Origin of the sequence: Paenibacillus harenae DSM 16969, from assembly GCF_000422465.1 — a bacterium.
Classification (GTDB): domain Bacteria; phylum Bacillota; class Bacilli; order Paenibacillales; family Paenibacillaceae; genus Pristimantibacillus; species Pristimantibacillus harenae.
This window is the reverse complement of record NZ_KE383842.1, coordinates 1,266,847-1,288,215: the sequence shown is the minus strand read 5'-3', so window position 1 is coordinate 1,288,215 and position 21,369 is coordinate 1,266,847. Positions and strand designations below refer to the sequence as shown.

Sequence of the window (21,369 nt, the reverse complement as noted above, 5' to 3'; positions counted from 1 at the left end):
CATAAAATGCTTCCCGGCATCTTTTATACTGGCTCCGATTATTGTACGATTATATACAGCTGCGGGAGAAAGGGGTTACATGATGCTGGAATATGCGCGCCACCGTCCGATAAGCCGATCCAAAGCGCGGTTAGCGGCAGGGAAATGCTGGTATGCTTCAAAACGTTACGTAAAGTGGATTTTTTCCCGCGACAGGATCGCTAAAGAAAAGTCGTCCGCCAATCTTCCTTATCTGATTCATACGCATGCAACTCCTCTATACCGGCAGCTGCGGAACGTGGATATGTGGCTGCAAACGAACAAAGTGATTAACCTGAAGCTTGCGGCTGAACGATTGGACGGTCTGCTTCTGAAGCCGGGCGAAAGCTTTTCCTACTGGAGGACGATCGGGAAGCCGACGAAGCGAAAGGGTTACGTGGAGGGCATGGTTCTTTTCTATGGAAGCTATAAAACCGGGATTGGCGGCGGCATTTGTCAAATGTCTAACTTGATCTACTGGATGACTTTGCATACGCCTCTCCGCGTCAAAGAGCGGCATCGCCACAGCTACGACGTTTTTCCGGATGCGGGAAGGACACAGCCGTTCGGCAGCGGGGCAACCTGCGCATATAATTACCTTGATTTACAAATCTATAATCCGACAACGGCCATTTATCAACTGCGGGTCCGGGTAACGGACAACGAGTTGGTCGGGGAGTGGCGCTCCACAGCCGGGTGCGAGTACTCTTATAAAGTTTACGAGAAGGACCACCGGATTTCTTCCTTGCCCTGGGGAGGTTATTTGCGAAGTAACATCATCCATCGCCTTGTCCAAAATAAAGCGAATGAAGAGATTGCGGATGAATACGTGACGGAGAATCAAGCCGTAATGATGTACGCTCCCCTGCTTGAAAGCTGATCCAAGAATAGGTCAGGGAAAAATAGGCGACCCTATAATCAGCTTGCGCTGATAGAGGGAGGTTTGAAATGCTGCGCCATATCGTAATGAAAGCTGTCTTTGTTCTGCTTAGCCTGACATCCTCCGAAGCGATGCCGCCGGAAGAATCTGTGCAATATGCACAGCCTGCTTACGCGAAGTGGGGAAGGCTGGCGATGGAAGAAGCCTCGAAAGCCTATCCCGATGCATCGATTGCCGATTATAAATATGAAGGCAGAACGATGCTTGAAGGAGGACAGGCAGAGGAACGATTCGTGCTGTGGCTGCGAAGAGTTTCAGGTGAGTTTGGCATCCGCGTAAGCATTAAGGTGGAGTCGGACACGGATCGGCTCGTTCAGGTTCGAATAAAGGAGCTTGAGCCAAATAATTGAAACTCATAATAAGCGGGAGCGTACTACAAGAAAACCAAATCATTCGCTTGAGGTTAAAGCGGGAGGAGCATATACATGTTAATTTCGACAACACCAACCATTGAAGGAAGACCGATTCAGGACTATGTAGGCGTAGTGACGGGTGAAGCTATTATGGGCGCGAACGTTGTCCGTGATTTTTTTGCATCCATTACCGACATTGTCGGCGGCCGTTCCGGCGCTTACGAAAGCAAGCTGAAAGAAGCGCGTGACGTGGCCATTGATGAAATGAAAAATCAGGCGGCACAGCTTGGGGCAAATGCAATTGTAGCGATCGATATCGATTACGAGGTTATCCGCGAAGGCATGCTGATGGTTGCCGTAAGCGGCACGGCTGTACGTTTATAATAAAATGGTTTGAAGGGATGAATCCAATGTATCCGGAAATGACGACAGCCGAGCTGGAGAACAGGCTGAAGGAAGGCAAGGCTGTTAACCTGATAGACGTTCGCGAGCCTGACGAATGGCAGGAGGGACATATTAAAGAAGCGCGCAGCATTCCGCTGTCCGAGCTGCAGGAGCGTATCGGCGAACTGCGGCAAGGAAACGAGGATATCGTGCTGATCTGCCGGAGCGGCGGACGAAGCGGCAAAGCATGCGACTATTTGCATGCTCAAGGCTTTAACGTCGTTAACGTAACCGGGGGCATGCTGGCATGGCCCGGAGATGTCGCTTCCGGCGATTAGTCAATAGAGTGCATCCGCAATCATGCAATACTTAAAAAGCCCCTTTGCGGGGCTTTTTTCTATTATTAAGGTAATGATGATGCAACTCTAATAATAATGGATAACCGATTTTGGGAACTAAACCGGCTATAGCAGCTTATGACATCCAGCGACCATGTAAAAGATCTTCATGAATATACTGCCATTGGTTCGTGCGAAGCGTCAGCGGTTACGCTTGGGCTCACGACTTTGGTCCAGCGTTTCATCCTCCTGCAGTCTATTCCTTTTTCATTCCTGCGCCTGTCACGTTATGCCATATCCTTCCTGTAAAGTAGAAAACAACGATAACTTTAAAGGATAGGTGATCAAGGATGAGGAAGGAAGCAGAGCGGGGGATGAGACCGGCCGTCAGACTGTTTGAAGGGGAAAAGTGGCTCGTTGCAACAGGATTATTGGGCTTTTTGCTGGCGGGAATATGCGGGCTGTACGTTTTATTGTATGGGGGCGAGGTATCGCCGGCAGGCGATGTGTCCAAAGCTTTTTCTTTCAACGCGGCTTTAGGTATTTTCTTGATCTCGACGGCTGCCGTCGTGCCGATGTCCGGAATGGGCAAGAAAATCAAGGCGTTCTTTCGCTGGTCGTATATTGCGCTGGTCCTTTATTCTTATTTTGCGGAGAACGTTCAACATTTCAGAGGCGTAAACCCCCGATTCGTAGAAAATGGATCTGCATTCGACAACATCATTTCGAACGGTTTTGCCTTCGTTGCTTTAATGCTGGTATTGTTCTATGTCATGTTCGCCGTTCATTTTTTCGGCAAAAAGGCATATGAGCTTCGTCCTGAGCTGGTTCTCGCGATCCGCTACGCGATGATAGCCGTATTGTTTTCATTTGCGGCAGGCATCTGGATCTCGCTCGGACAAAGCCGGTTCACCGGGAGCGGCGGGAATATCATTTGGCTTCACGGACTTGGTTTCCATGCGCTGCAAGCCATACCGATCGTCGCTTGGCTGACAGAGCGAGCTTCGATATCCAGAGAAACAAGCTGCGGCATGATTCACATAACCGGCGTCGCCTTCTTGTTAGGCTTAGCTGCGATCGGCTGGCAAACATACCTCGGGCAGACTGTTTTCGAGTGGTCTGCGCTTCCGATTGCCGCAGGTGTAAGCTTTCTGGCTTCACTAACGGCAGGCGCTCTCGTTCTGAGCAGAGTTTCAACTGCAGGGAAGGGGAACGTGCAGGCGAAATAAGGCGGAATAAAGGGGATGAAGAGCTGTTTCCGTGAACATGACGCCCGAATGGATCGGTTATGCGAATTGCACTTGACAGAAGGAAGTGAAGTGCGGTATAAATACTTTTAAATTAATTAATGGAAATTTCAAAAAATAACATTTGTGATTGGGACAGTAATTCAGGACGGATAGTCGCAGCGAGCCGGGTCAGTGAAAGCCGGTACGGATGTCATGGATGAAGCGGACCCATGAAATGGTTGGCCGAACGGTTAAATCCGCAGTAGGCTAATCCGGTCACGGACCGTTACGAAAACGAGGGGTCAGGCAAAAACAGCCTGACACTTAGAGTGGTACCACGGGATCTTCACGGCTCTCGTCTCTTATTTATAGAGACGGGGGCCTTTTTTTTATTTTTTCAACGAACTGGAGGAGTAGCCATGACCATGATTAGCATCGAAATTGCCGCTGCAATCGAAGAAACATTGAAGAACTTGCTTTCGGAAGCCGGACATACAAATCCCGCTCCTTTGAAAATTGCGCTGGAGCATCCCGTCCAACCGGATCACGGGGAATACAGCAGCAGTATCGCGATGCAGCTTGCCAAGCAGTTGAAGCGGGCGCCAATGCAACTTGCGAATGAATTAAAGGAGCTGCTGCTCCTCCATCCGAGTATCGTCGCTATTGCAGCGAGAATCGAGACGGCTCCGCCCGGCTATCTTAATTTTTTTCTCGACTGGGCGAAATGGGCGGAGAAGTCCGTACAAGTTGCGGGAAGGAGTCAGCTGCAGGGAATCAAAGTAATCATCGAGCATACCTCGATTAACCCGAACAAGTCGGCTCATATCGGTCATCTTCGCAATTCCTGCATCGGAGATACGCTGGCTAGAATACTCGCCAAGGAAGGCCGCCTGGTTGAAGTTCACAATTATATCGATGATCTCGGCAACCAGCTTGCCGATACGGTAGTCGGGCTGCTGAAGATGCCGGTATCGCAGTCGTTCGGGCGGTTCGGCGATTTCTGCTGGGAGACGTATGCCGGCATTAACCGGGCTTATCAAGTACAGCCGGAGCTGCTGCAGGAGCGCGAGAACGTGCTGAAAGCGTTGGAAGATGGGCACTCCAATATCGCATGGCTAGGGTTGCTTACGGCAGAACGAATCGTTCGCGAGCATGTGGAGGAAATGAAACGATTCAACATTCATTATGACGTTCTCATATGGGAAAGCAGCATTGTTCGGGAGGGATTCTGGTCCAGCGCATTCGAACTGCTGCGGGAAACCCCGATATTCCGCCAGGAGACGGAAGGAAAGCAGAAGGGCTGCTGGGTGCTCAAGCAGAAGGAGGAGAACGGGTTGCCCGATTCCTCGGAATATCAGGCCGACAAAGTGCTGGTCCGTTCAAACGGCATCTTAACGTATACGGCTAAAGATATTGCTTACCACCTATGGAAGTTCGGCCTGCTGGATAAAGATTTTCGGTATAAAAAATTTTCGGACCGGTTATGGACGACACATCCGACAGGTGCGAGGAAGAAGCTTGGACGCGCGGACATGGTCGTCAACGTGATCGACCAGCGTCAAGAGTATCCCCAGGCGGTCGTCAAGCAAGCGCTGCTTGCTTTAGGGTACGGGAAGCAGGCGGAGAATCTGAAGCATGTGAGCTACGGCGTCGTATCGTTAAGCCCGGAGACGGCAAAAGGATTAGGCATCGATATATCGGACGGCAAGCATGCTTATGCAATGTCGGGCAGGCAAGGAATCGGCATTAAAGTATCGGAGCTGCTGGACCGGATGGAACAAATTATAGATGCCAGGCGTTCCCGGAAAGCAGGCATTGCCAGCCGGACGATCGCCGCTGCTTCGATCCGGTATTACCTGTTAAGATTCCACCTGCAGACGGAGGTCGTGTTCGACCTGGAGCAAGCGACGGAGGTGTCCGGCAACACGGGCGTTTATTTGCTGTATTCCTATGCCCGCGCATGCAGCATATTGGACAAAGCGAAGCAGCCCGCGTTCACGGCGTTCAATGAGCTTTCATTCGCGGAGCTGGAGCTTCAAGAACGGAGCCTGCTCAGACAGCTTGCCTATTGGCCGGATGCGAGGCAGGCTGCGGTTAAGGAGCTTGCCCCGAACCATTTGTGCGCGTACGTCCATGAATTGTCCGCCAAATTCAATCACTTCTACGCTGCTTGCCCGATTTTAAAAGCTGACGGGATGCAGAGAAGCTTGCGGCTATGGCTGACTGAGCGTTACCAGCATACGATGCGGGAGGGGCTTGAACTCCTCGGCCTGCCTGCCCCTGCAAGAATGTAGCCGGGACGCATATTCCATTCATGCAATCCGCTTGCTTGTCATATAGATTAACGCAGAGGTACAAGCACCGGGACGCATGAAATGGAAGGAGGCTGCATGTATGGAACGAGAAGAAGGGATTACGCCGGCAAATAGCGTTACTTTAGATTTTGCGGTGCAGGGCATGAGCTGTTCGGCTTGCGCTGCGCGAATTGAGAAAGCCCTTGGCAAAATGGAGGGCGTATATATGGCGGCCGTCAGCTTCCCGCTTCGCACCGCATGGGTGCAGTATGCGCCGGATGCGACAGGCGCGAAGCAGATCGCCGAACGCGTCAAGCAGCTCGGCTTTACCGCGCTGCTGAACGAAAACGCGCGTAACGGGCTGCAAATGGAGCATAACACCTTGAAGCTGCGTCTTACGGTGTCAGCGCTGTTCACGCTGCCGCTTCTTACCGGAATGGCGCAGCATATCCCGTTCTTAGAGCCGCTGCTGACCGTACTTCCTGAATGGCTGACGATGCCCTGGCTTCAGCTGTCGCTGGCGACCGTCATCCAGTTTGTGATCGGAATGCCGTTTTATTTCGGCGCCTATCACGCTCTCCGGCAGCGGAGCGCGAACATGGACGTGCTCGTTGCGGTCGGAACGACGGCAGCCTACTTTTACAGCCATTATGTCGTCTTTCAGAATGGTTTGTTCCGTCCGCTGTCGGCGGCCTCGGCCCACGCCCCGCCGATCTATTTCGAGACATCCGCGGTCGTTATTACGGCTGTTCTGATCGGCAAATATATCGAAACAGCCGCTTCGCTTCGGGCGCAAGAGGGCTCGGGAGGCTACGGCAAGCTTCAGAATGCGACGGCAGCCGTCGAGCGGGCGGGAGAAGTCGTCCGAATTCAAACCGAATTCGTGCGGGCAGGCGAAATCGTTATCGTCGAGGCGGGAGAGGTCGTCCCTGTCGACGGAATCGTCATCAGCGGAATGTCGGCGTCCGACGAATCCTTGCTGACGGGGGAGAGCTTGCCTGTGACGAAGCGGGAAGGCGACCGAATATGGGCAGGAACGCGCAATGAGAGCGCACGCCTGCGCATTCGGACGGAAGCGGCTGGACACGCAACGATGCTGAACCGTATCCAAGAGCTTGTCCGGCAGGCGCAGCGTTCGAAATCGGCGATCCAGCGCAATGTCGATGTGGTTGCCGGCTGGTTCGTGCCGGTCATGCTTCTGTTCTCGTTGATAACGGTCCTGTTGTGGGGGGTTATTCTGGATCCGGGCAATTGGAGCAAAGCGCTGGTCAGCGCGATCGCCGTATTGCTTGCGGCATGTCCATGCGCGCTCGGCCTCGCGGCTCCCATATCGCTGGTTATCGCCTCCGGAAGATTGGCCAGACAGGGGGTTATCTCGAAGGAGGCGGGCGCTTTGGAGCGGCTTGCCTCCATACAGACCGTCATTTTCGATAAAACGGGAACGCTGACCGAAGGAAAACCGCATATAAGCGCCATGCTGGCGGTAAAAGGAAGCCGTTCTTCCCTTCTGCGTCTAGCCGCTGCAGCGGAAGGACGGTCCTCGCATCCGCTGGCGGCAGCGATTAAGCGCGAGGCGGCTAAGCTCGGGCTTGTCCTCCCCGTCGCAGCGGAGCAAGCGTTCACGCCAGGCGGAGGGATCGAGGCCACCATTGAGGGGCAGCGGTTTGCAATCGGCAATGCCCGCTTCGCGGCAGACAGCGGCTGGACGATCGGAAATCAGGCGCAGGCTTTCGCTGCCGCTCGCGAGTCGTCCGGAGAGACCGTGCTTTATGCAGCGCTTGAAGGCGAATGCGCCGGAGTTATTGCGTTCAGCGACCTGGTTAAGCGGAGCGCGGGAGAAACGGTGAAAGCGTTGAAGGAGCTCGGGGTAACCTCCTATCTGGCAACAGGGGACCATGAGGCTCCTGCGAGAGCGGCCGCGAAGGCTGCGGGCATCTCGCATGTGCATGCATCGATGCTGCCCGAGAATAAGGTCGAGCTCGTGAAGGAGCTGAAGCGGAGAGGGAAGCGGGTAGCGATGGCGGGCGACGGCTGGAACGATGCTCCGGCGCTGGCTGCCGCAGATGTCGGTCTCGCAATGGGGGACGGGACGGATGCGGCGTTAAGCGCCGGCCATATGACGCTGCTTTTCTCCCGCCTGCACGCCATTCCGGAAGCGATCCGCATAAGCCGGTTAACGATTCGCAACGTACGGCAGAATTTAACGTTTGCCTTTCTTTATAACGTTATGATTATTCCGTTTGCCGCTCTCGGCATGCTGGAGCCGTGGATGGCCGGCACCGCGATGGCGTTAAGCTCCGTATCCGTCGTCGGCAATGCCCTCCGTCTCACGGACCAGCTGCGCCGTAAAGCAGGCGCTGACGCGTGACGATTACCTGGCAGCAGCTTGGCTTGATCCTGTTAACCGGACTTTTCAGCGCTCCGCATTGTATCGGGATGTGCGGCGGCATCGTTTCGGCGGTTTCCTTGCAGTCCGCGGCGCCGCTGTTGAAATCGATGCTGCTCTACAATGCCGGACGTATTTTTTCCTATACGCTGCTTGGAGCCGTCATGGGGGCAGTCGGCTCTTTTGTAGATGTCGCAGGCCGGCTGGCCGGCATTCAAGGACTTGCATCGATCATAGGCGGCTGCTTTCTGCTGCTATGGTTGTGGCGCAGGTTCCAGCTGCCGCTGATGAACCGGCTGTCTGCCGTCCTTCACAAGCGGCTTGCGGGGAGCGCAGCCCGGTCCAGGCGGCAGGAAACGGCCCATCTCCTCGCTACGGGAGTGGCGTTCGGCTTTCTTCCATGCGGACTAACCTACGCTATGCAGATGACAGCGGCCGCAACCGGCCGGGCGGAGGAGGGAGCCCTGGTGATGGCGGCTTTCGGATTATCTACATTACCCGCATTGGCGGCGGCCGCTTCGATAGCAGCTTTTGCCAATCAAAGGTGGAGACGCTTCATGCGAAGAGCAGGCGCGATAACGGCAGCTGCCGTCGGTTTGCTCTCGATCTTGCGGGGGTTGGCGGCTAACGGGGTGATTCCGAGCATAAACCCGTGGTTATGGTAACGGTTAAACATGCGATGCTTGAAAAAGTCTTGCCACTTTAAAAGTTTCCCCGCCTTCTTCCAGCGTTAGCGTCGCTTTCCACGTACCGGCCATTAGCGGAATGCCTTCCCCTGTATATTTGCCGGGAGCGATCTCGGTCATTTGAAAATCGACGTCGCCGCAGACCATGCTGAGCATATCCAGCTTAACTGCAAGCTTTGCTCCTTCCAGCGGTATGCCGTACAGACCGGTGACGTCGACGGTAAACGAATTGCCGTGCAGCACCTTCGCAGGGTAAGCGTCAATGGACCAAACGAGCTGCCCGATCTCGAATTCATGCTCCGTAACGGGCGGTGCCGCTTCTTCGCCTGCCCGGACCCAAGTAACGATTATAAAAACAGCCATCAAGACGGAAGCAATCAGAACGGAGAGCTTTAACAGAGGCGGAGTAGATTCAGGTTGACCCGTCATATGAATAAACGACCTCCCTTTAATTGCCGTAGCAGTCGCACCTTAAGTTACCTATGCTTTTTTGAAGCGGAGCAGAACGGTTCTTAGCCGAAAGATTCCAATATGCCAGTGGACAAATCGTTGATCTGGGTGTATATTTACTACTGATAATTTCATAGCGAGTAAACAGGTGCCGATACGACGGTGTATGAAGGTAGACTAATCTACCTTGCATCCGTAGAGGCTTAATAGGGAAGACCGGTGAAATTCCGGCACGGACCCGCCACTGTAAAGAACGGCAAACGCGAGCGTCAGCTCGCGCTGCCAGCGCACCCGGCAAAATGTCACTGGGAATGATTTCCCGGGAAGACCCGGGCTGCGAATTCTAAGTCAGGAGACCTGCCTGTTTATAGTTAACGCTTAAACCTACGTGGACTTAGGGAGGTGTTGGAGAAGCTTTTCGCTTTATTTTTCGGGGCGTATAACAGCATTTCCGGCACAATTGCCGGAGATGCTTTTTTTATTCCAAGCCTATATAACTTTATGCTTAAATGGGCTAAGAATTCATTGCGGTACCGTTTTTCGATGTGCAGGTATACGAATCTATTATGGGAGTGTAGAGAACGATGAACAACAGCAGGATGATGAAGACATTATTAGGTATGCTAATGGCGTTGATGCTCGTATTTTCGGCAGCGTGCGGAGCGGCCTCGGACGCAGGGAATAAGCCGGGGAACATGGCGGGAAATACAGAGATCAACGCTTCGAACGAGCCGGCGGAGACAGAACAAGCCGTTTATCCGTTAACGCTTAAGGATGATACAGGAACCGAGGTTACTTTCGAGCAGGCGCCGACGAAGATCGTCACTCTGGTGCCCAGCGAGACAGAGGCCATCTATGCGATCGGCTCCGGCGATCAGGTCGTCGGTGTCGACGAATGGAGCAATTACCCGGAGGAAGCGGCCGCCAAGCCGAAAGTTGGCGATATGACGACCAACATCGAGGCGGTGGCTGCGCTGAATCCCGATCTCGTCCTTGCTTCCTCAACAATGAATTCGGAAGCGATCGCGAAGCTGCGCGAGCTGAACATTACCGTATTCGCATCCGAGCCGAAGACCTATGACGAGGTTGTTGCGAAACTCGAGATGCTTGGCAAAATGATGAACAAACAAACCGAAGCGGCTGCGGTTGCGGACCGTATGCGCGACGTAAAGCAGCAAGTGGCGGAGGCCGTGAAGGATGCCGAGAAGAAGAAGGTGTATCTTGAGTTCTCCCCTGGCTGGACGGTTGGTTCCGGTACCTTCCTCGATGAGCTGATTACAATTGCGGGGGGAACGAATATTTCCGCAGGCAAAGCGGATTGGTACGAATTGAGCGCTGAAGAAGTCGTTACGCAAAATCCGCAATTGATCATTTATCCTGCGTTGAAGGAGGAGCCGAATCCGATCGCTGCCGGCATCGAGAGCCGTCCCGGCTGGGATGTTATCGATGCGGTGAAGAACAAGCAAATGTATGCCGTGACGGAAGATCCGCTCGTACGGGTAGGACCGCGGCTTGCAGACGGCTTGCTTGAACTTGCTAAAGTGATTCACCCGGATCTCGTAAAATAAACGGAATGAAATATAAATTAATCGGGTATGGAGGAGCAGCTCTGCTCCTTCTTGCTGTTTCTATCGTCATTAGTCTTTCGGTCGGCTCGGCGGGTATTTCGGTCCGCGACGTCTGGGGGATACTGCTCCATCAGCTTCCATGGCTGGCGGATAAGCCCGTCTCCTATTCGCCGGGCGAAATCTCCGTCGTGACGCAGGTGCGGCTGTCCCGCGTGCTGCTGGCGGTTCTCGTCGGAGCTTGTCTGGCGCTCGCGGGGACGGGTTTCCAGGGTGTCCTCCGTAACCCGCTTGCCGATCCTTATACGCTAGGCGTCGCTTCGGGATGCTCGGTTGGCGCGGCTTTTATTATCCTGTTCGGCCTGCAGACGGCGCTAGGGATGTGGACCATTCCGCTTGTCGCTTTCGCAACAGGAACCGTGACGATTCTCATCGTATTCCGGCTGGCCCGAAGCAACGGCATCATGCACATCGAAACGCTTATTCTGACAGGCGTCATCATTCAATCCTTTCTCGGCGCATTCGTTTCCTTCATGGTTTCCATGTCGCAGGGCGTAGTCAACCAGATATTGTTCTGGCTGATGGGATCGCTTGCGATGAGGAGCTGGGATAATCTCTATATGCTTATCCCGTTTCTCGCTCTGGGAATTCCGGTGCTGCTTTTCTATGGAGGGACGCTTAATTTATTCGTCCTTGGAGAGAGGCATGCGGCGCATCTCGGCATTCGGGTAGAGAGAACGAAACTGATCATCCTTATCTGCTCAACGCTGCTGACGGCTGCCGCCGTGTCGGTATCGGGCGTAATCGGCTTCGTCGGTCTCGTCGTTCCGCATGTGATCCGGCTGCTGGTCGGACCCGATTATCGATTCATTATTCCGTTGTCGGCAATCGGCGGCGGCATATTCGTCTTATGGGCGGATACGCTTGCGAGAGTTGCGCTTTCGCCGAAGGAAATTCCGCTTGGCGTCGTGACGGCTTTAATCGGAGCGCCATTCTTTGCTTATTTGCTGCACCGGCGCAAGCTGAAGCAGGGGGGATCGGCATGATCGAAGCGAAGGAAATTGTTCAGGAGATTCAAGGGCGCCCCGTGCTGAACGGACTGTCCTGTTCCTTTCAGAAGGGGCGGATGTACGGTATTATTGGCCCCAATGGCGTCGGTAAATCTACTTTGCTAGGGCTCTTGTCAGGCGTTGAACGGCCGAAGCGGGGCGACGTGCTGCTTGAAGGACGCAGCGTATTCGCTTACGCCCGCAAGCTGCTTGCCAGAAAAATGGCGGTTCTGCAGCAGAGCGGCCTGCCTCCGGTCGGCTTCTCGGTACGGGAGGTCGTCGGTATGGGAAGATATCCGTACCAAAACTGGTTTGGCAGCGAGACGGACGATTCAGAGGCTGTCATAGACGGAGCGATCGAAGCGATGGGTCTTCAGGAACTGGAACAGCGCAAGATGGACCAATTAAGCGGCGGAGAAAGGCAGCGCGTGGCGCTGGCGAAGCTTATGGCGCAGCAGCCGTCGGTTATTTTGCTTGATGAGCCTACGACCTATTTGGATATCGGCTTTCAGGTGCAGCTGCTCGATACGGTACGGACATGGCAGCGCGAGCGCGAGCTGACCGTCATTGCCGTCCTGCATGATTTGAATCTGGCTTCGCTTTATTGCGATGAGCTGCTCGTTCTTCACCGGGGCACTATCGCGGCGTCGGGTACTCCGCAAGACGTCCTGACGGCATCGCTGATCGAGCAAGTATATGAAACCTCGCCGTCCATCCTGGCGCATCCGCTCACCGGCGCGCCGCAAATTATGCTTCAGCCGAAATGGACAAATAAATAGCTATGGGCCGAAGAAGGAGAGAAGAAGATGAAAAGCGGGTTAGAATTGAAGCTCGAGGAAACGGTAAAGCGAATTCCGCCGTTTGATGAAGCAAGCGCGGCGCTGGCGGAGCGGCATTCGGACGGTTTGACGAAGCCGCCGGGCAGCTTGGGAAAGCTGGAGGCCGCCGCAAGGCAGCTGGCGGGAATAACGGGCGAGCTTTGGCCCGATCTATCGCGCAAGGCCGTCATCGTCATGGCCGGCGATCACGGCGTCTGCGAGGAAGGCGTCAGCGCGTTTCCCCAGTCGGTGACGCCGCAGATGGTCATGAATTTCCTGCATGGCGGAGCGGCTGTCAATGTGCTGGCGCGGCAAGCGGATGCGGCTGTCGTCTGCGTCGATATCGGCGTGAACGCGGATCTGGAGCATGAGCGGTTGATAAGCCGGAAAATCGTGCGCGGCACAGCTAATATGGCAAAGCAGCCGGCCATGACCCGCGAAGAGGCGCTGCTGGCGATACTTGCGGGGATCGAGATCGTCGAACAACAGGTGCAGCAAGGCTACAGGCTGTTCGCTACGGGCGAGATGGGGATCGGAAATACGACGGCCAGCGCCGCTCTTACAACCGTATTGACAGGTTTGCGGCCCGAGAAATCCGTCGGAAGAGGCACAGGCATCAATGACGAGTCCTGGAAGAACAAGGTTGCTGTGGTGAAGCGAGCGATAGAAGTGAACGGACCGGACCCGTCGGATCCGGTCGACGTTCTGGCTAAGGTAGGCGGGGCGGAAATAGCCGGACTGGTCGGCGTTATCATCGGCGCGGCCGCAAATCGCTGCCCGGTCGTGATCGACGGCTATATTTCGTCCGCCGCCGCCTTGGTCGCATCGCGGATAGCGGAGCAGACCAAGCCCTTTATGCTTGCTTCCCATCTGTCGCAGGAGCAGGGTCATTCCAAGCTTCTGCAATCGATCGGCCTATCGCCGATGATGCAGCTTGAAATGCGGCTGGGCGAAGGAACGGGGGCCGTATTGTGTTTTCATTTTATAAACGCTGCTCTCCTTCTGATGAAAGAGATGGCGACCTTCGAGAGCGCTGGCGTTTCCAAAGGATAGGTGATCAAGCTTGGCCATACTCATAACCGGCGGAGCGCGCAGCGGCAAAAGCGGCTTTGCCGAACAATACGCGATGCGCTCGGGACCGAAAGGCATATATATAGCGACCTGTCAGCCCTATGACGAGGAAATGACCGATCGGATCGGAAAACATCGGCTTGACCGCGACGGTTCCGGCTTCCCTTGGGAGACATTCGAGGAACCTTATGCGGCGGATGGCTTGCTTGGTCAATTAGGAAGTCGTGTTGCGCAAAATAAACGGGAAGGCATCGAACCGCCGGTTATCCTGCTGGATTGTCTGACGCTCTGGCTGACCAACTGGCTGCTGCGCATCGAACATGAATCGTTCGAAGCCAGCCGACTTCACGAGGAAACCGACAGCTTGCTGGCCGCTATCCGGGAATTTCCCGTTCCCGGCAAGCTTCTCATCGTGACGAACGAGGTTGGCGACGGCATCGTGCCTGCGTATCCGCTGGGGCGGCGCTTCCGAGACGAAGCTGGCCGCTTGAACCAGCAGGCTGCTTCGATCTGCGACCGCGTGTTTCTTGTGACGGCAGGGATACCGGTCGAGCTGAAATCACAGGCCTTCAGTTGGGATCAGCTGTAATGCTGTATTCGGTGAAGGAGCTGCTGCTTCTGTCGGCCGCTGCCCTTGTCATCGATTGGGTCGTTGGCGATCCGAAGTGGCCGACGCATCCCGTGATCTGGATCGGCCGGCTAATTCGCCGGCTGGAGAAGCTGCTCGCGCCGGAACGCCGGAAGGAGAACCCGCTGGCCGTTAGACTGCTCGGTATTTTGTTAACCGTGATCACCTTAGCCGTAAGCTTTGGAGTGATGTGGGCGGTCATTTGGACGGCGGATTATGTGCATCCATGGCTCGGTTATGCGGTGAGCGCCTGGTTTATTTCAACGACGATCGCGGTCAAAGGGTTAAAAGAAGCCGCCATGCTCGTATACGAGCCGTTGATCGCAGGGAAACTGGATGAAGCGCGCAAGTATGTCGGCTACATCGTCGGCCGGGATACGGCCAAGCTTGATGAGGGAGAGACGTCGAGGGCGGCGGTCGAGACGGTTGCCGAAAATACGGTCGACGCGCTCGTCTCGCCTTTCCTGTTCGCGCTGCTCGGCGGAGCGCCTCTCGCCATGTTATACCGGGCGGCGAATACGCTGGATTCCATGGTCGGCTACCGCAATGAACAATATCGGTATTTCGGCTGGTTTTCCGCCCGTACAGACGATGTGCTTAACTATATTCCGGCACGTCTTACTGGAGGTTTGCTGGCGTTATCGGCCATTTTTCACCGTGGAATGGAGCCGGGACGGGCATTGCGTTCAATCGTTACATTCGCCCGCCGTCATCCAAGCCCCAACAGCGGCATTCCGGAGTCGGCGGTCGCAGGCGCGCTCGGCATTGAGCTTGGCGGCATGAATGTCTATTTCGGCGTACCGAGCGAACGGGCAAGGATGGGCTGGCCGCAGCGTCCGCTGCAGCCGCGGGACATCGTCTCGTCCGTACGGCTGCTGTACAGCGTCAGTTTGATCTTATTTGCGGGAGTGATAGCAGCATGGTTCGTCGTACGGTAAGGTTGCATCTACAAGCGTTAATCGCCGCCTTTCAGTTTCTGACGCGGGCGCCGATTCCCGTAACCGTTCCATTCGAAAGTCCGGTCCTGACGCGCAGCGTCATTTATTTCCCGCTTGCGGGAGCATTCATAGGCGCTTGCGTCGCGGCTGCGGGATGGCTGCTGCAGCTCGCGGTGCCAGCTTGGCCTGCAGCCGTTCTCCTCCTTGCCTTGTGGACGGCATTAAGCGGAGGGCTGCATCTTGACGGCTGGATGGATACGGCTGACGGCGTGTTGAGCCACCGTTCGCGCGAACGGATGCTGGAAATCATGAAGGATAGCCGCGTAGGCGCGATGGGCGTTCTCGCGGCTGTTCTGCTGCTCTTATTCAAAGCCGCCTTGCTGGCTGAACTGCTGGGAGGGGAGAAGCCGGGGACGGGCTTGATCTTGCTGCTGCTTTGCCCGATATGGAGCCGCGCCTGGATGTCGGCATCCATCGCGATTTGGCCGAGTGCACGGTCAGGCGAGGGAATCGGCACACTATTTAACGGGGTTAAATTGTCGCAGGCGGCAGCAGCCTTCGTTGTGTCGGTTGTTTTGACAGGGGTTGGGTTGAGGCTGGCGGGAATAGATGACCGGCACATTCTTCAAGTGCTGCTTGTCGCGTTTGTTCTGACCGTGCTGAGCGGAGGGCTGCTTGCATTGTGGCTGAACCGGAAGCTTGGCGGTCTGACAGGCGATACGTACGGGGCGATGAATGAAGCGGTTGAGGCGGTATTGCTGTTTGCGGCAGTACTTTATGTGCTGAACTAAGGAAACAATAGAAGCAGGAGCTGGTGAAAAGGATGCTGGAAAGATATGGACACGGCGGCGATTTGCGGACGGCGGAGGAGTCGTTTGGACTGCCGGCAGATCGGTTTACCGATTTTAGTTCCAATATGAATCCGCTGGGCCCGCCGCCTTCTGTGAAGCAGGCTTTGGCAGCTTATGCGGATATCATCGGGCAATACCCGGATCCTGCCGTGCGCGGTCTGAGGCGGAAGCTGGCGATGCGGCATCAATTGGGCGAGCATGCGATCGTGATCGGGAACGGCGCGGCCGAGCTGATTGATCTTGTCGTTCGTGCGATTCGGCCGAGGTTAACGGTGCTGGCCATTCCATGCTTCGATGAGTACGGCGATGCGGTGCGCAAGATTGGCGGCGCGGTGAAAGAAATCGTGCTGTCGGCCGAACGGGATTTTGAGTTGGAGCACGAATTTGACCGTCTGTGCGATTTAGCCGAGCCAGGCACTTTGTTCATGCTCGGCTCGCCCAATAATCCGACAGGCCGGCTCGTCGAGCCCGGTCTCGTTATGAGGCTCATTGAATTAGGCGCTTCTGTCGTCGTGGACGAGGCGTTTATGGATTTTGTTCCCGAAGAGGCCGCTTATAGTCTCATTCACGAGGCGTCCCGCCACGAACGCTTGTTCGTTATACGCTCGATGACCAAATTTTATTCGATTCCGGGAATACGGCTTGGATATATAGCGGGAAACCCCAAAGCACTTAGCGGTATAAGACGTCTGCAGGTTCCCTGGAGCGTGAATTCGTTAGCCCAGCTAATCGGCGAAGCCGTGCTGGAGGAGACGGAATTTGCCGGGCGGACGATGGAGTGGCTGCTTCTGGATCGGCCTTGGCTTATTAGCGAGCTGGAAGCGCTTGGCTTCCGGGTATTCCCAAGCTCGGCTAATTATTTATTGGTCCGAATTCCCGGGGAGCCGGGAATGAGCGCCAGCAAGCTTCAGCTGGAGATGGGCAAGCTTGGCGTGCTTATTCGCGATGCTTCCCGTTTCCCCGGGCTTGACCATACGTATATCCGGGTGGCGGTTAAACGAAGGGAACAAAATGTGATTTTACTTCAAGCGCTGGAGAAGTGTATCGGGCGCCGCGCGCGGGAGCAGCGGATATGAGCGCGGGACAAGGAGCCGGACGGACGATTATGCTGCAAGGAACGGCATCCGATGTGGGCAAGAGCCTCTTAACCGCGGCGCTATGCCGCATTTTTACGCAGGACGGCTACGCGACGGCTCCCTTCAAATCGCAAAATATGTCGCTTAACTCCTACGTTACCTGGGACGGAAAAGAGATCGGAAGGGCGCAGGGCATGCAGGCCGACGCATGCGGCATACTGGCGACGACCGATATGAATCCGATTCTGCTCAAGCCCTCCGGCGAGATGTCCTCGCAGGTTGTCGTACACGGCAAGCCGCTGCGGGAATATGACGCCCGGGAGTACCGCGAGAGCTACCTGCCGGTCGCCGGCGGCATCGTCCGGGATGCTTTGAACCGGCTAAGAACGGCTTATGAAATCGTGGTCCTCGAGGGAGCCGGCAGCCCGGCGGAGATCAACCTGAAGGACCGCGATATCGTCAACATGCGCATGGCGGCGTGGGCGGACGCTCCCGTCATACTGGTCGCCGATATTGACCGCGGCGGCGTGTTCGCTTCGATCGTCGGAACGCTGGAGCTGCTCGAGCAGGAGGAGCGGGACCGGATTTGCGGCTTTGTCATTAATAAGTTTCGAGGGGACGTATCGCTGCTGCAGCCGGGGCTTGATTGGCTGGAGACGCGGACCGGTAAACCGGTGCTGGGCGTTATTCCCTTCTTGCCGAATTTGGAGCTGGAGGATGAGGATTCGCTGTCGCTTGCGAAGGAACCGAATACAGCAAGGCTGCCGGATGCAACCGGACGGAGCGGTGAGGAGGACGTACTGGACATTGCCGTCATCCGGCTGCCCCGCATTTCGAATTTCACCGATATAGACCCGCTCCGCTTCGAGCCGGACGTGAATCTTCGTTATGTGGAGCACGTCGGTCAATGGGGATGTCCCGACGCCGTTATTCTGCCTGGCAGTAAAAATACGATCGGAGATTTGTTATGGCTGAAGGATACCGGCCTGGCCGATCTGGTACGGAAGCATGCGGCCGGAGGAGGCTGGACGACAGGCATTTGCGGCGGGTATGAAATGCTGGGCGCGAGGCTGATGGATCCGCTGCATATAGAATCCGCGGCAGAGGAGGCGGAGGGGCTTGGCTTCTTCCCGTTTGAGGTGAAGTTCTCGGAAGTGAAAAAAACCGTGCGAATCGAAGGTTTGACACGTAAGATGAATCAGCGGGGGGCAATGCCGGTTACAGGTTATGAAATCCATATGGGCGAAATCGTGTGGCCGGAGGAGCCGGATTCCGCCTCCCGGCCGTTTGAGATCCGGGAGCAGCGCGCGTTGTTACCAGGACTTGGCCATGATGCCGAGCCTTATGAAGCCGAAGGCATCTGTTCTGCAGACGGCAGGATGTGGGGGACGTTCATCCACGGCATTCTGCATAATGACGATTTCCGCAGATCGTGGTTAAATGAATTGCGTGCGTCCAAAGGGCTGAAGCCGCTGCCCGCGGAGCTGCGCTTCCAGGAAAATCGCGAGCGTGCATTCGACCGGCTTGCCGATCATGTACGCGGTCATTTGAAGCTGCCGCTTATATACGAGCAGCTTCGCATGCCGAAGGAGGGAAAACGATGACGCAACCATTCCGCGGCGGCGGAAGCGGCTTCCACTCCGGCATATGGGCCGGCGTCAGCCTGCGCCTGCTGGAGGACCGCATTGAAGCGAGCAGTCCGGAGATGCTCTATACGCTCAGCAGCGCCGTTCATCCCGGCGGCTTCTCCTACGCGAACCGGATCGTGAACTGGAAAGTTCCGCTTTCCTATCAATGCGACGATCCCGTACGTGATCTTAAGAGGAAATGCGGGGAGTGGGGATGTGATTACAGGCAGACGGCCGGACTTATTACGGCGGCTAAGCTGACGCATGCTTCTATCATGGAGCGGGCAGGCGACAGGTTCAAGCTGGTCGGCTGCGTGACGGCCGGCACGAGAAATGCGGCGAGAGCCGGGATGCCACGCGATACCTTCCCGGCTTATACGCCCGGTACGATTAATACGATTCTGTTAATTGACGGTCGATTGACCGAATCGGCGATGGTCAATGCGGTGATTACGGCGACGGAAGCCAAGACGGCAGCGCTGCAGGATCTTGGCATTGCAGAGAAAGCGAACGGCAAGTCCGCTACGGGGACGACGACGGACGCGATCGTCATCGGAGTCAGCCAGCATTCCCGCTGGGATGCGGTGCACGCTTATGCGGGAGCGGCGACGACGGTCGGCAACGCGATTGCCGAAACGGTATACGCCGCGGTGCACGAGGCAGTCCGCACGCAGCAGGAGGATTAGATGCGCCTTATAATTACATAATGGATGAAGATGATCCGCCGATGTAAAGTTGGTTATGGCTTGAAGAAAGCATAACCTATTACATCGGCGGCATTTTCATGTAAAATAGAAAAGCCGCAACATGTTCTTATGCACAAGTTGCAAGCGAAAGGAGGCAGCGTTTGTGATACATACCCTTGCCATAACCGAGGATTTTCAAATCAAGCAGAACGTATCGTTGGGAGAGCTTCATAACCCCGATATCGATTGGTATTGGGTTGATTTTGATTGTCCGACCGATGAGGAGATCGCTTATCTGGATCACTTTTTTCACTTTCATCCGCTCGCGATTGAAGATTGTCTTCACCTGCTGCAAAGACCAAAGCTGGACCACTACGATAATATTAACTTTTTCGTTCTGCACGCTTTGAATTCCCGGAGCTTGGAAGCGGAAGAGGTGGATATTTTTTTAGGCGATAAATTTTTGGTTACCTTCCATTTAAAACCTCAAGACGAGATTGATGCGGTCAGGACGCATTTGTTAAGCCATAAGGATTCTCTTAATAAAGGACCCGTTTACGTTCATTACAAGATTTTGGATAAAATAACGGATCAGTACTTTCCGAGCGTTTTTCAAATCGAAGATACTTTACACAATCTGGAAAATAATACGGAAGATGTATCATCAAACCTTTTAATGGACGAACTGTTCGATATCCGTTCGGATTTATTGAAGATCAGAAAGACGATCGTGCCCATGAGGGATTTGTTATACCGGATTATCGGCACGGATAAAATCATCGATAACAAACAAATGCTGGCTTATTATAAGGATATCTATGATCATTTGTTGAAGCTTTCCGATATGGTTGAAGCCAACCGCGAAATGACGAGCGACATCAGGGACAGTTATATTTCGATCAATTCCTATCGGATGAATAACATTATGAAGACTTTGACCGTCATTACAACGATATTTATGCCATTGACCTTCATTGCAGGCCTGTACGGGATGAATTTTGACCGGATGCCTGAGCTTCATTGGCCGTTTGGTTATTATCTGGTGCTTATTCTAATGGTAACCATTGGAGTCTCGATGTATATGTGGTTTAAGATAAAGGGCTGGTTTAAATAAAAGGGATAGAGGAGATTAACCTGTGATTCATGAGAAAGAAGCGGCGACGCTCAGCAGCAAAAAGAAACTGGCCGCATTCGGTATTGTAGCGGGCATCTTAGTCATTTTGGCCATATTGTTCTATTTCATGATTCTTGCGCTCGGAAACCGCGACGCGGCGAACAAAGCCGGGCCGGATCAAACGCTTCATTATACTTATTTCACCGAATCCGCGCCGAACGGGATGAAGCTTCATGTGCTTCAAACGAAGCCGGTATATGTATCGCTCGAGGCGGTCCATCAGAATGTGACGTTAACGGAGAAGGTCGGCATTAACGGCGGTTTCTTCTACGGGGATCAGCTGCTGAGCATCGGGATCGTGGACAGCCGCCCGGTGAACGGGCAAATAGGAAAATTCGGATCGGGCAGCGAAAATGTCAAATATGCGAGGGGAACGCTCGTCTGGGACGGGGCCTCCGATAAGCTGAGCGTGCAGCTTGCAAGTAAGGCCTCCGAGCTAAAGGTAAAAGATCCTACCCGGTTCTGGGCTCAAGGCGGGATCAGTATGACTCTCGGGGACGATGCAGGATGGGTAGAACAAGCGGCTGAGGAGAATGCTCCTTTCCCTGTCGATGAAAGGCTGCGTTCGGGCGCCGTCTACGATGTCGAAGGCAGCTTGTATCTAATCGTAAGCGAGACGAAAGGCTCGCTGGCGCAGTTTCGGGATGCGGTCATCGCCAGCGTCGGCGAAGGTAAGCTGGTTGACGGCATTTTTCTGGACGGCGACGGGTCTTCGCAGCTGCTTAGCCATCAGGCGGCTCTGCCTGGCGATAACCGTCCAGTCGTCCAAATGCTGCGGATCGTGAAGTAGGAAGCGACGGGGGGGGG

General features: G+C 54.8%; 21 protein-coding genes, 1 riboswitch and 1 other annotated feature. Of the genes, 20 read left to right on the top strand and 1 reads right to left on the bottom strand.

Annotated elements, in window-relative coordinates; genetic code table 11:
* The first annotated feature begins 82 nt into the window (after positions 1 to 82).
* The 8 genes from H581_RS0116335 to H581_RS0116300 all read left to right on the top strand — a co-directional run bounded on the left by H581_RS0116335 (position 83) and on the right by H581_RS0116300 (position 8,607).
* On the top strand, positions 83 to 898 hold the full coding sequence (locus tag H581_RS0116335) for a VanW family protein (protein ID WP_028610946.1): 816 nt from the start codon (positions 83 to 85) through the stop codon (positions 896 to 898).
* Positions 899 to 966: 68 nt separating this feature from the next.
* Entirely contained in the window at positions 967 to 1,308 is a 342-nt protein-coding gene (locus H581_RS0116330) for a DUF3889 domain-containing protein (RefSeq protein ID WP_051250866.1), read from the top strand.
* A gap of 75 nt (positions 1,309 to 1,383) precedes the next feature.
* Positions 1,384 to 1,695 (top strand): YbjQ family protein, encoded by a 312-nt coding sequence (locus H581_RS0116325; protein ID WP_028610944.1) that lies wholly within the window; start codon positions 1,384 to 1,386, stop codon positions 1,693 to 1,695.
* Between the two features lie 26 nt (positions 1,696 to 1,721).
* Positions 1,722 to 2,033 (top strand): rhodanese-like domain-containing protein, encoded by a 312-nt coding sequence (locus H581_RS0116320; RefSeq protein WP_425414610.1) that lies wholly within the window; start codon positions 1,722 to 1,724, stop codon positions 2,031 to 2,033.
* Positions 2,034 to 2,383: 350 nt separating this feature from the next.
* A complete protein-coding gene (locus H581_RS0116315; RefSeq protein ID WP_028610942.1) occupies positions 2,384 to 3,262 on the top strand; it encodes a hypothetical protein in 879 nt (292 codons plus the stop codon).
* A gap of 135 nt (positions 3,263 to 3,397) precedes the next feature.
* Positions 3,398 to 3,628, top strand: a binding site (T-box leader).
* Between the two features lie 59 nt (positions 3,629 to 3,687).
* Positions 3,688 to 5,556, top strand: coding sequence for an arginine--tRNA ligase (locus H581_RS0116310; protein WP_028610941.1), 1,869 nt, complete (start codon positions 3,688 to 3,690; stop codon positions 5,554 to 5,556).
* Between the two features lie 100 nt (positions 5,557 to 5,656).
* The gene (locus tag H581_RS0116305) at positions 5,657 to 7,924 is read left to right on the top strand and encodes a heavy metal translocating P-type ATPase (protein ID WP_051250863.1); all 2,268 of its coding nucleotides are present in this window, start codon (positions 5,657 to 5,659) and stop codon (positions 7,922 to 7,924) included.
* Positions 7,921 to 8,607 carry a sulfite exporter TauE/SafE family protein gene (locus H581_RS0116300; protein WP_028610939.1) on the top strand — a complete coding sequence of 229 codons (687 nt, stop codon included), beginning with the start codon at positions 7,921 to 7,923 and terminating at the stop codon, positions 8,605 to 8,607. The genes H581_RS0116305 and H581_RS0116300 overlap by 4 nt, the downstream gene beginning before the upstream one ends.
* Before the next feature lie 3 nt (positions 8,608 to 8,610).
* Here the strand turns inward: H581_RS0116300 and H581_RS36505 are convergent, their stop codons facing one another.
* Entirely contained in the window at positions 8,611 to 9,057 is a 447-nt protein-coding gene (locus H581_RS36505; RefSeq protein ID WP_051250861.1) for a FixH family protein, read from the bottom strand.
* 174 nt (positions 9,058 to 9,231) lie between these two features.
* A riboswitch (cobalamin riboswitch) is annotated at positions 9,232 to 9,457 on the top strand.
* A gap of 205 nt (positions 9,458 to 9,662) precedes the next feature.
* Between H581_RS36505 and H581_RS0116290 the strand changes: the two genes are divergently transcribed.
* The 12 genes from H581_RS0116290 (at position 9,663) to H581_RS34270 (ending at position 21,352) form a co-directional block, all read left to right on the top strand.
* Complete coding sequence (locus tag H581_RS0116290) at positions 9,663 to 10,646, top strand: ABC transporter substrate-binding protein (RefSeq protein ID WP_028610938.1); 984 nt, start codon at positions 9,663 to 9,665, stop codon at positions 10,644 to 10,646.
* 5 nt (positions 10,647 to 10,651) lie between these two features.
* Positions 10,652 to 11,689, top strand: coding sequence for a FecCD family ABC transporter permease (locus H581_RS0116285; protein WP_028610937.1), 1,038 nt, complete (start codon positions 10,652 to 10,654; stop codon positions 11,687 to 11,689).
* Positions 11,686 to 12,471, top strand: a complete 786-nt coding sequence (locus tag H581_RS0116280) for an ABC transporter ATP-binding protein (RefSeq protein WP_028610936.1) — start codon at positions 11,686 to 11,688, stop codon at positions 12,469 to 12,471. Before H581_RS0116285 ends, H581_RS0116280 begins: the two co-directional genes overlap by 4 nt.
* A 27-nt stretch (positions 12,472 to 12,498) precedes the next feature.
* Positions 12,499 to 13,563: a nicotinate-nucleotide--dimethylbenzimidazole phosphoribosyltransferase gene (cobT, locus tag H581_RS0116275; protein ID WP_028610935.1), complete on the top strand. Its 1,065-nt coding sequence runs from the start codon at positions 12,499 to 12,501 to the stop codon at positions 13,561 to 13,563.
* Between the two features lie 10 nt (positions 13,564 to 13,573).
* Positions 13,574 to 14,170: a bifunctional adenosylcobinamide kinase/adenosylcobinamide-phosphate guanylyltransferase gene (cobU, locus tag H581_RS0116270; protein ID WP_028610934.1), complete on the top strand. Its 597-nt coding sequence runs from the start codon at positions 13,574 to 13,576 to the stop codon at positions 14,168 to 14,170.
* On the top strand, positions 14,170 to 15,147 hold the full coding sequence (gene cbiB / locus H581_RS0116265; protein WP_036718713.1) for an adenosylcobinamide-phosphate synthase CbiB: 978 nt from the start codon (positions 14,170 to 14,172) through the stop codon (positions 15,145 to 15,147). Before cobU ends, cbiB begins: the two co-directional genes overlap by 1 nt.
* Entirely contained in the window at positions 15,129 to 15,938 is an 810-nt protein-coding gene (cobS, locus tag H581_RS0116260; RefSeq protein WP_028610932.1) for an adenosylcobinamide-GDP ribazoletransferase, read from the top strand. The genes cbiB and cobS overlap by 19 nt, the downstream gene beginning before the upstream one ends.
* A 32-nt stretch (positions 15,939 to 15,970) precedes the next feature.
* A complete protein-coding gene (locus H581_RS38405; RefSeq protein WP_028610931.1) occupies positions 15,971 to 17,074 on the top strand; it encodes a pyridoxal phosphate-dependent aminotransferase in 1,104 nt (367 codons plus the stop codon).
* Positions 17,071 to 18,678 carry a cobyric acid synthase gene (locus tag H581_RS38400; RefSeq protein ID WP_036718711.1) on the top strand — a complete coding sequence of 536 codons (1,608 nt, stop codon included), beginning with the start codon at positions 17,071 to 17,073 and terminating at the stop codon, positions 18,676 to 18,678. The genes H581_RS38405 and H581_RS38400 overlap by 4 nt, the downstream gene beginning before the upstream one ends.
* Positions 18,675 to 19,388 (top strand): adenosylcobinamide amidohydrolase, encoded by a 714-nt coding sequence (locus H581_RS0116245; protein WP_028610930.1) that lies wholly within the window; start codon positions 18,675 to 18,677, stop codon positions 19,386 to 19,388. Before H581_RS38400 ends, H581_RS0116245 begins: the two co-directional genes overlap by 4 nt.
* A gap of 163 nt (positions 19,389 to 19,551) precedes the next feature.
* Positions 19,552 to 20,502, top strand: a complete 951-nt coding sequence (gene corA / locus H581_RS0116240) for a magnesium/cobalt transporter CorA (protein ID WP_028610929.1) — start codon at positions 19,552 to 19,554, stop codon at positions 20,500 to 20,502.
* A gap of 22 nt (positions 20,503 to 20,524) precedes the next feature.
* Positions 20,525 to 21,352 (top strand): hypothetical protein, encoded by an 828-nt coding sequence (locus tag H581_RS34270; protein WP_051250859.1) that lies wholly within the window; start codon positions 20,525 to 20,527, stop codon positions 21,350 to 21,352.
* Positions 21,353 to 21,369 lie beyond the last annotated feature (17 nt).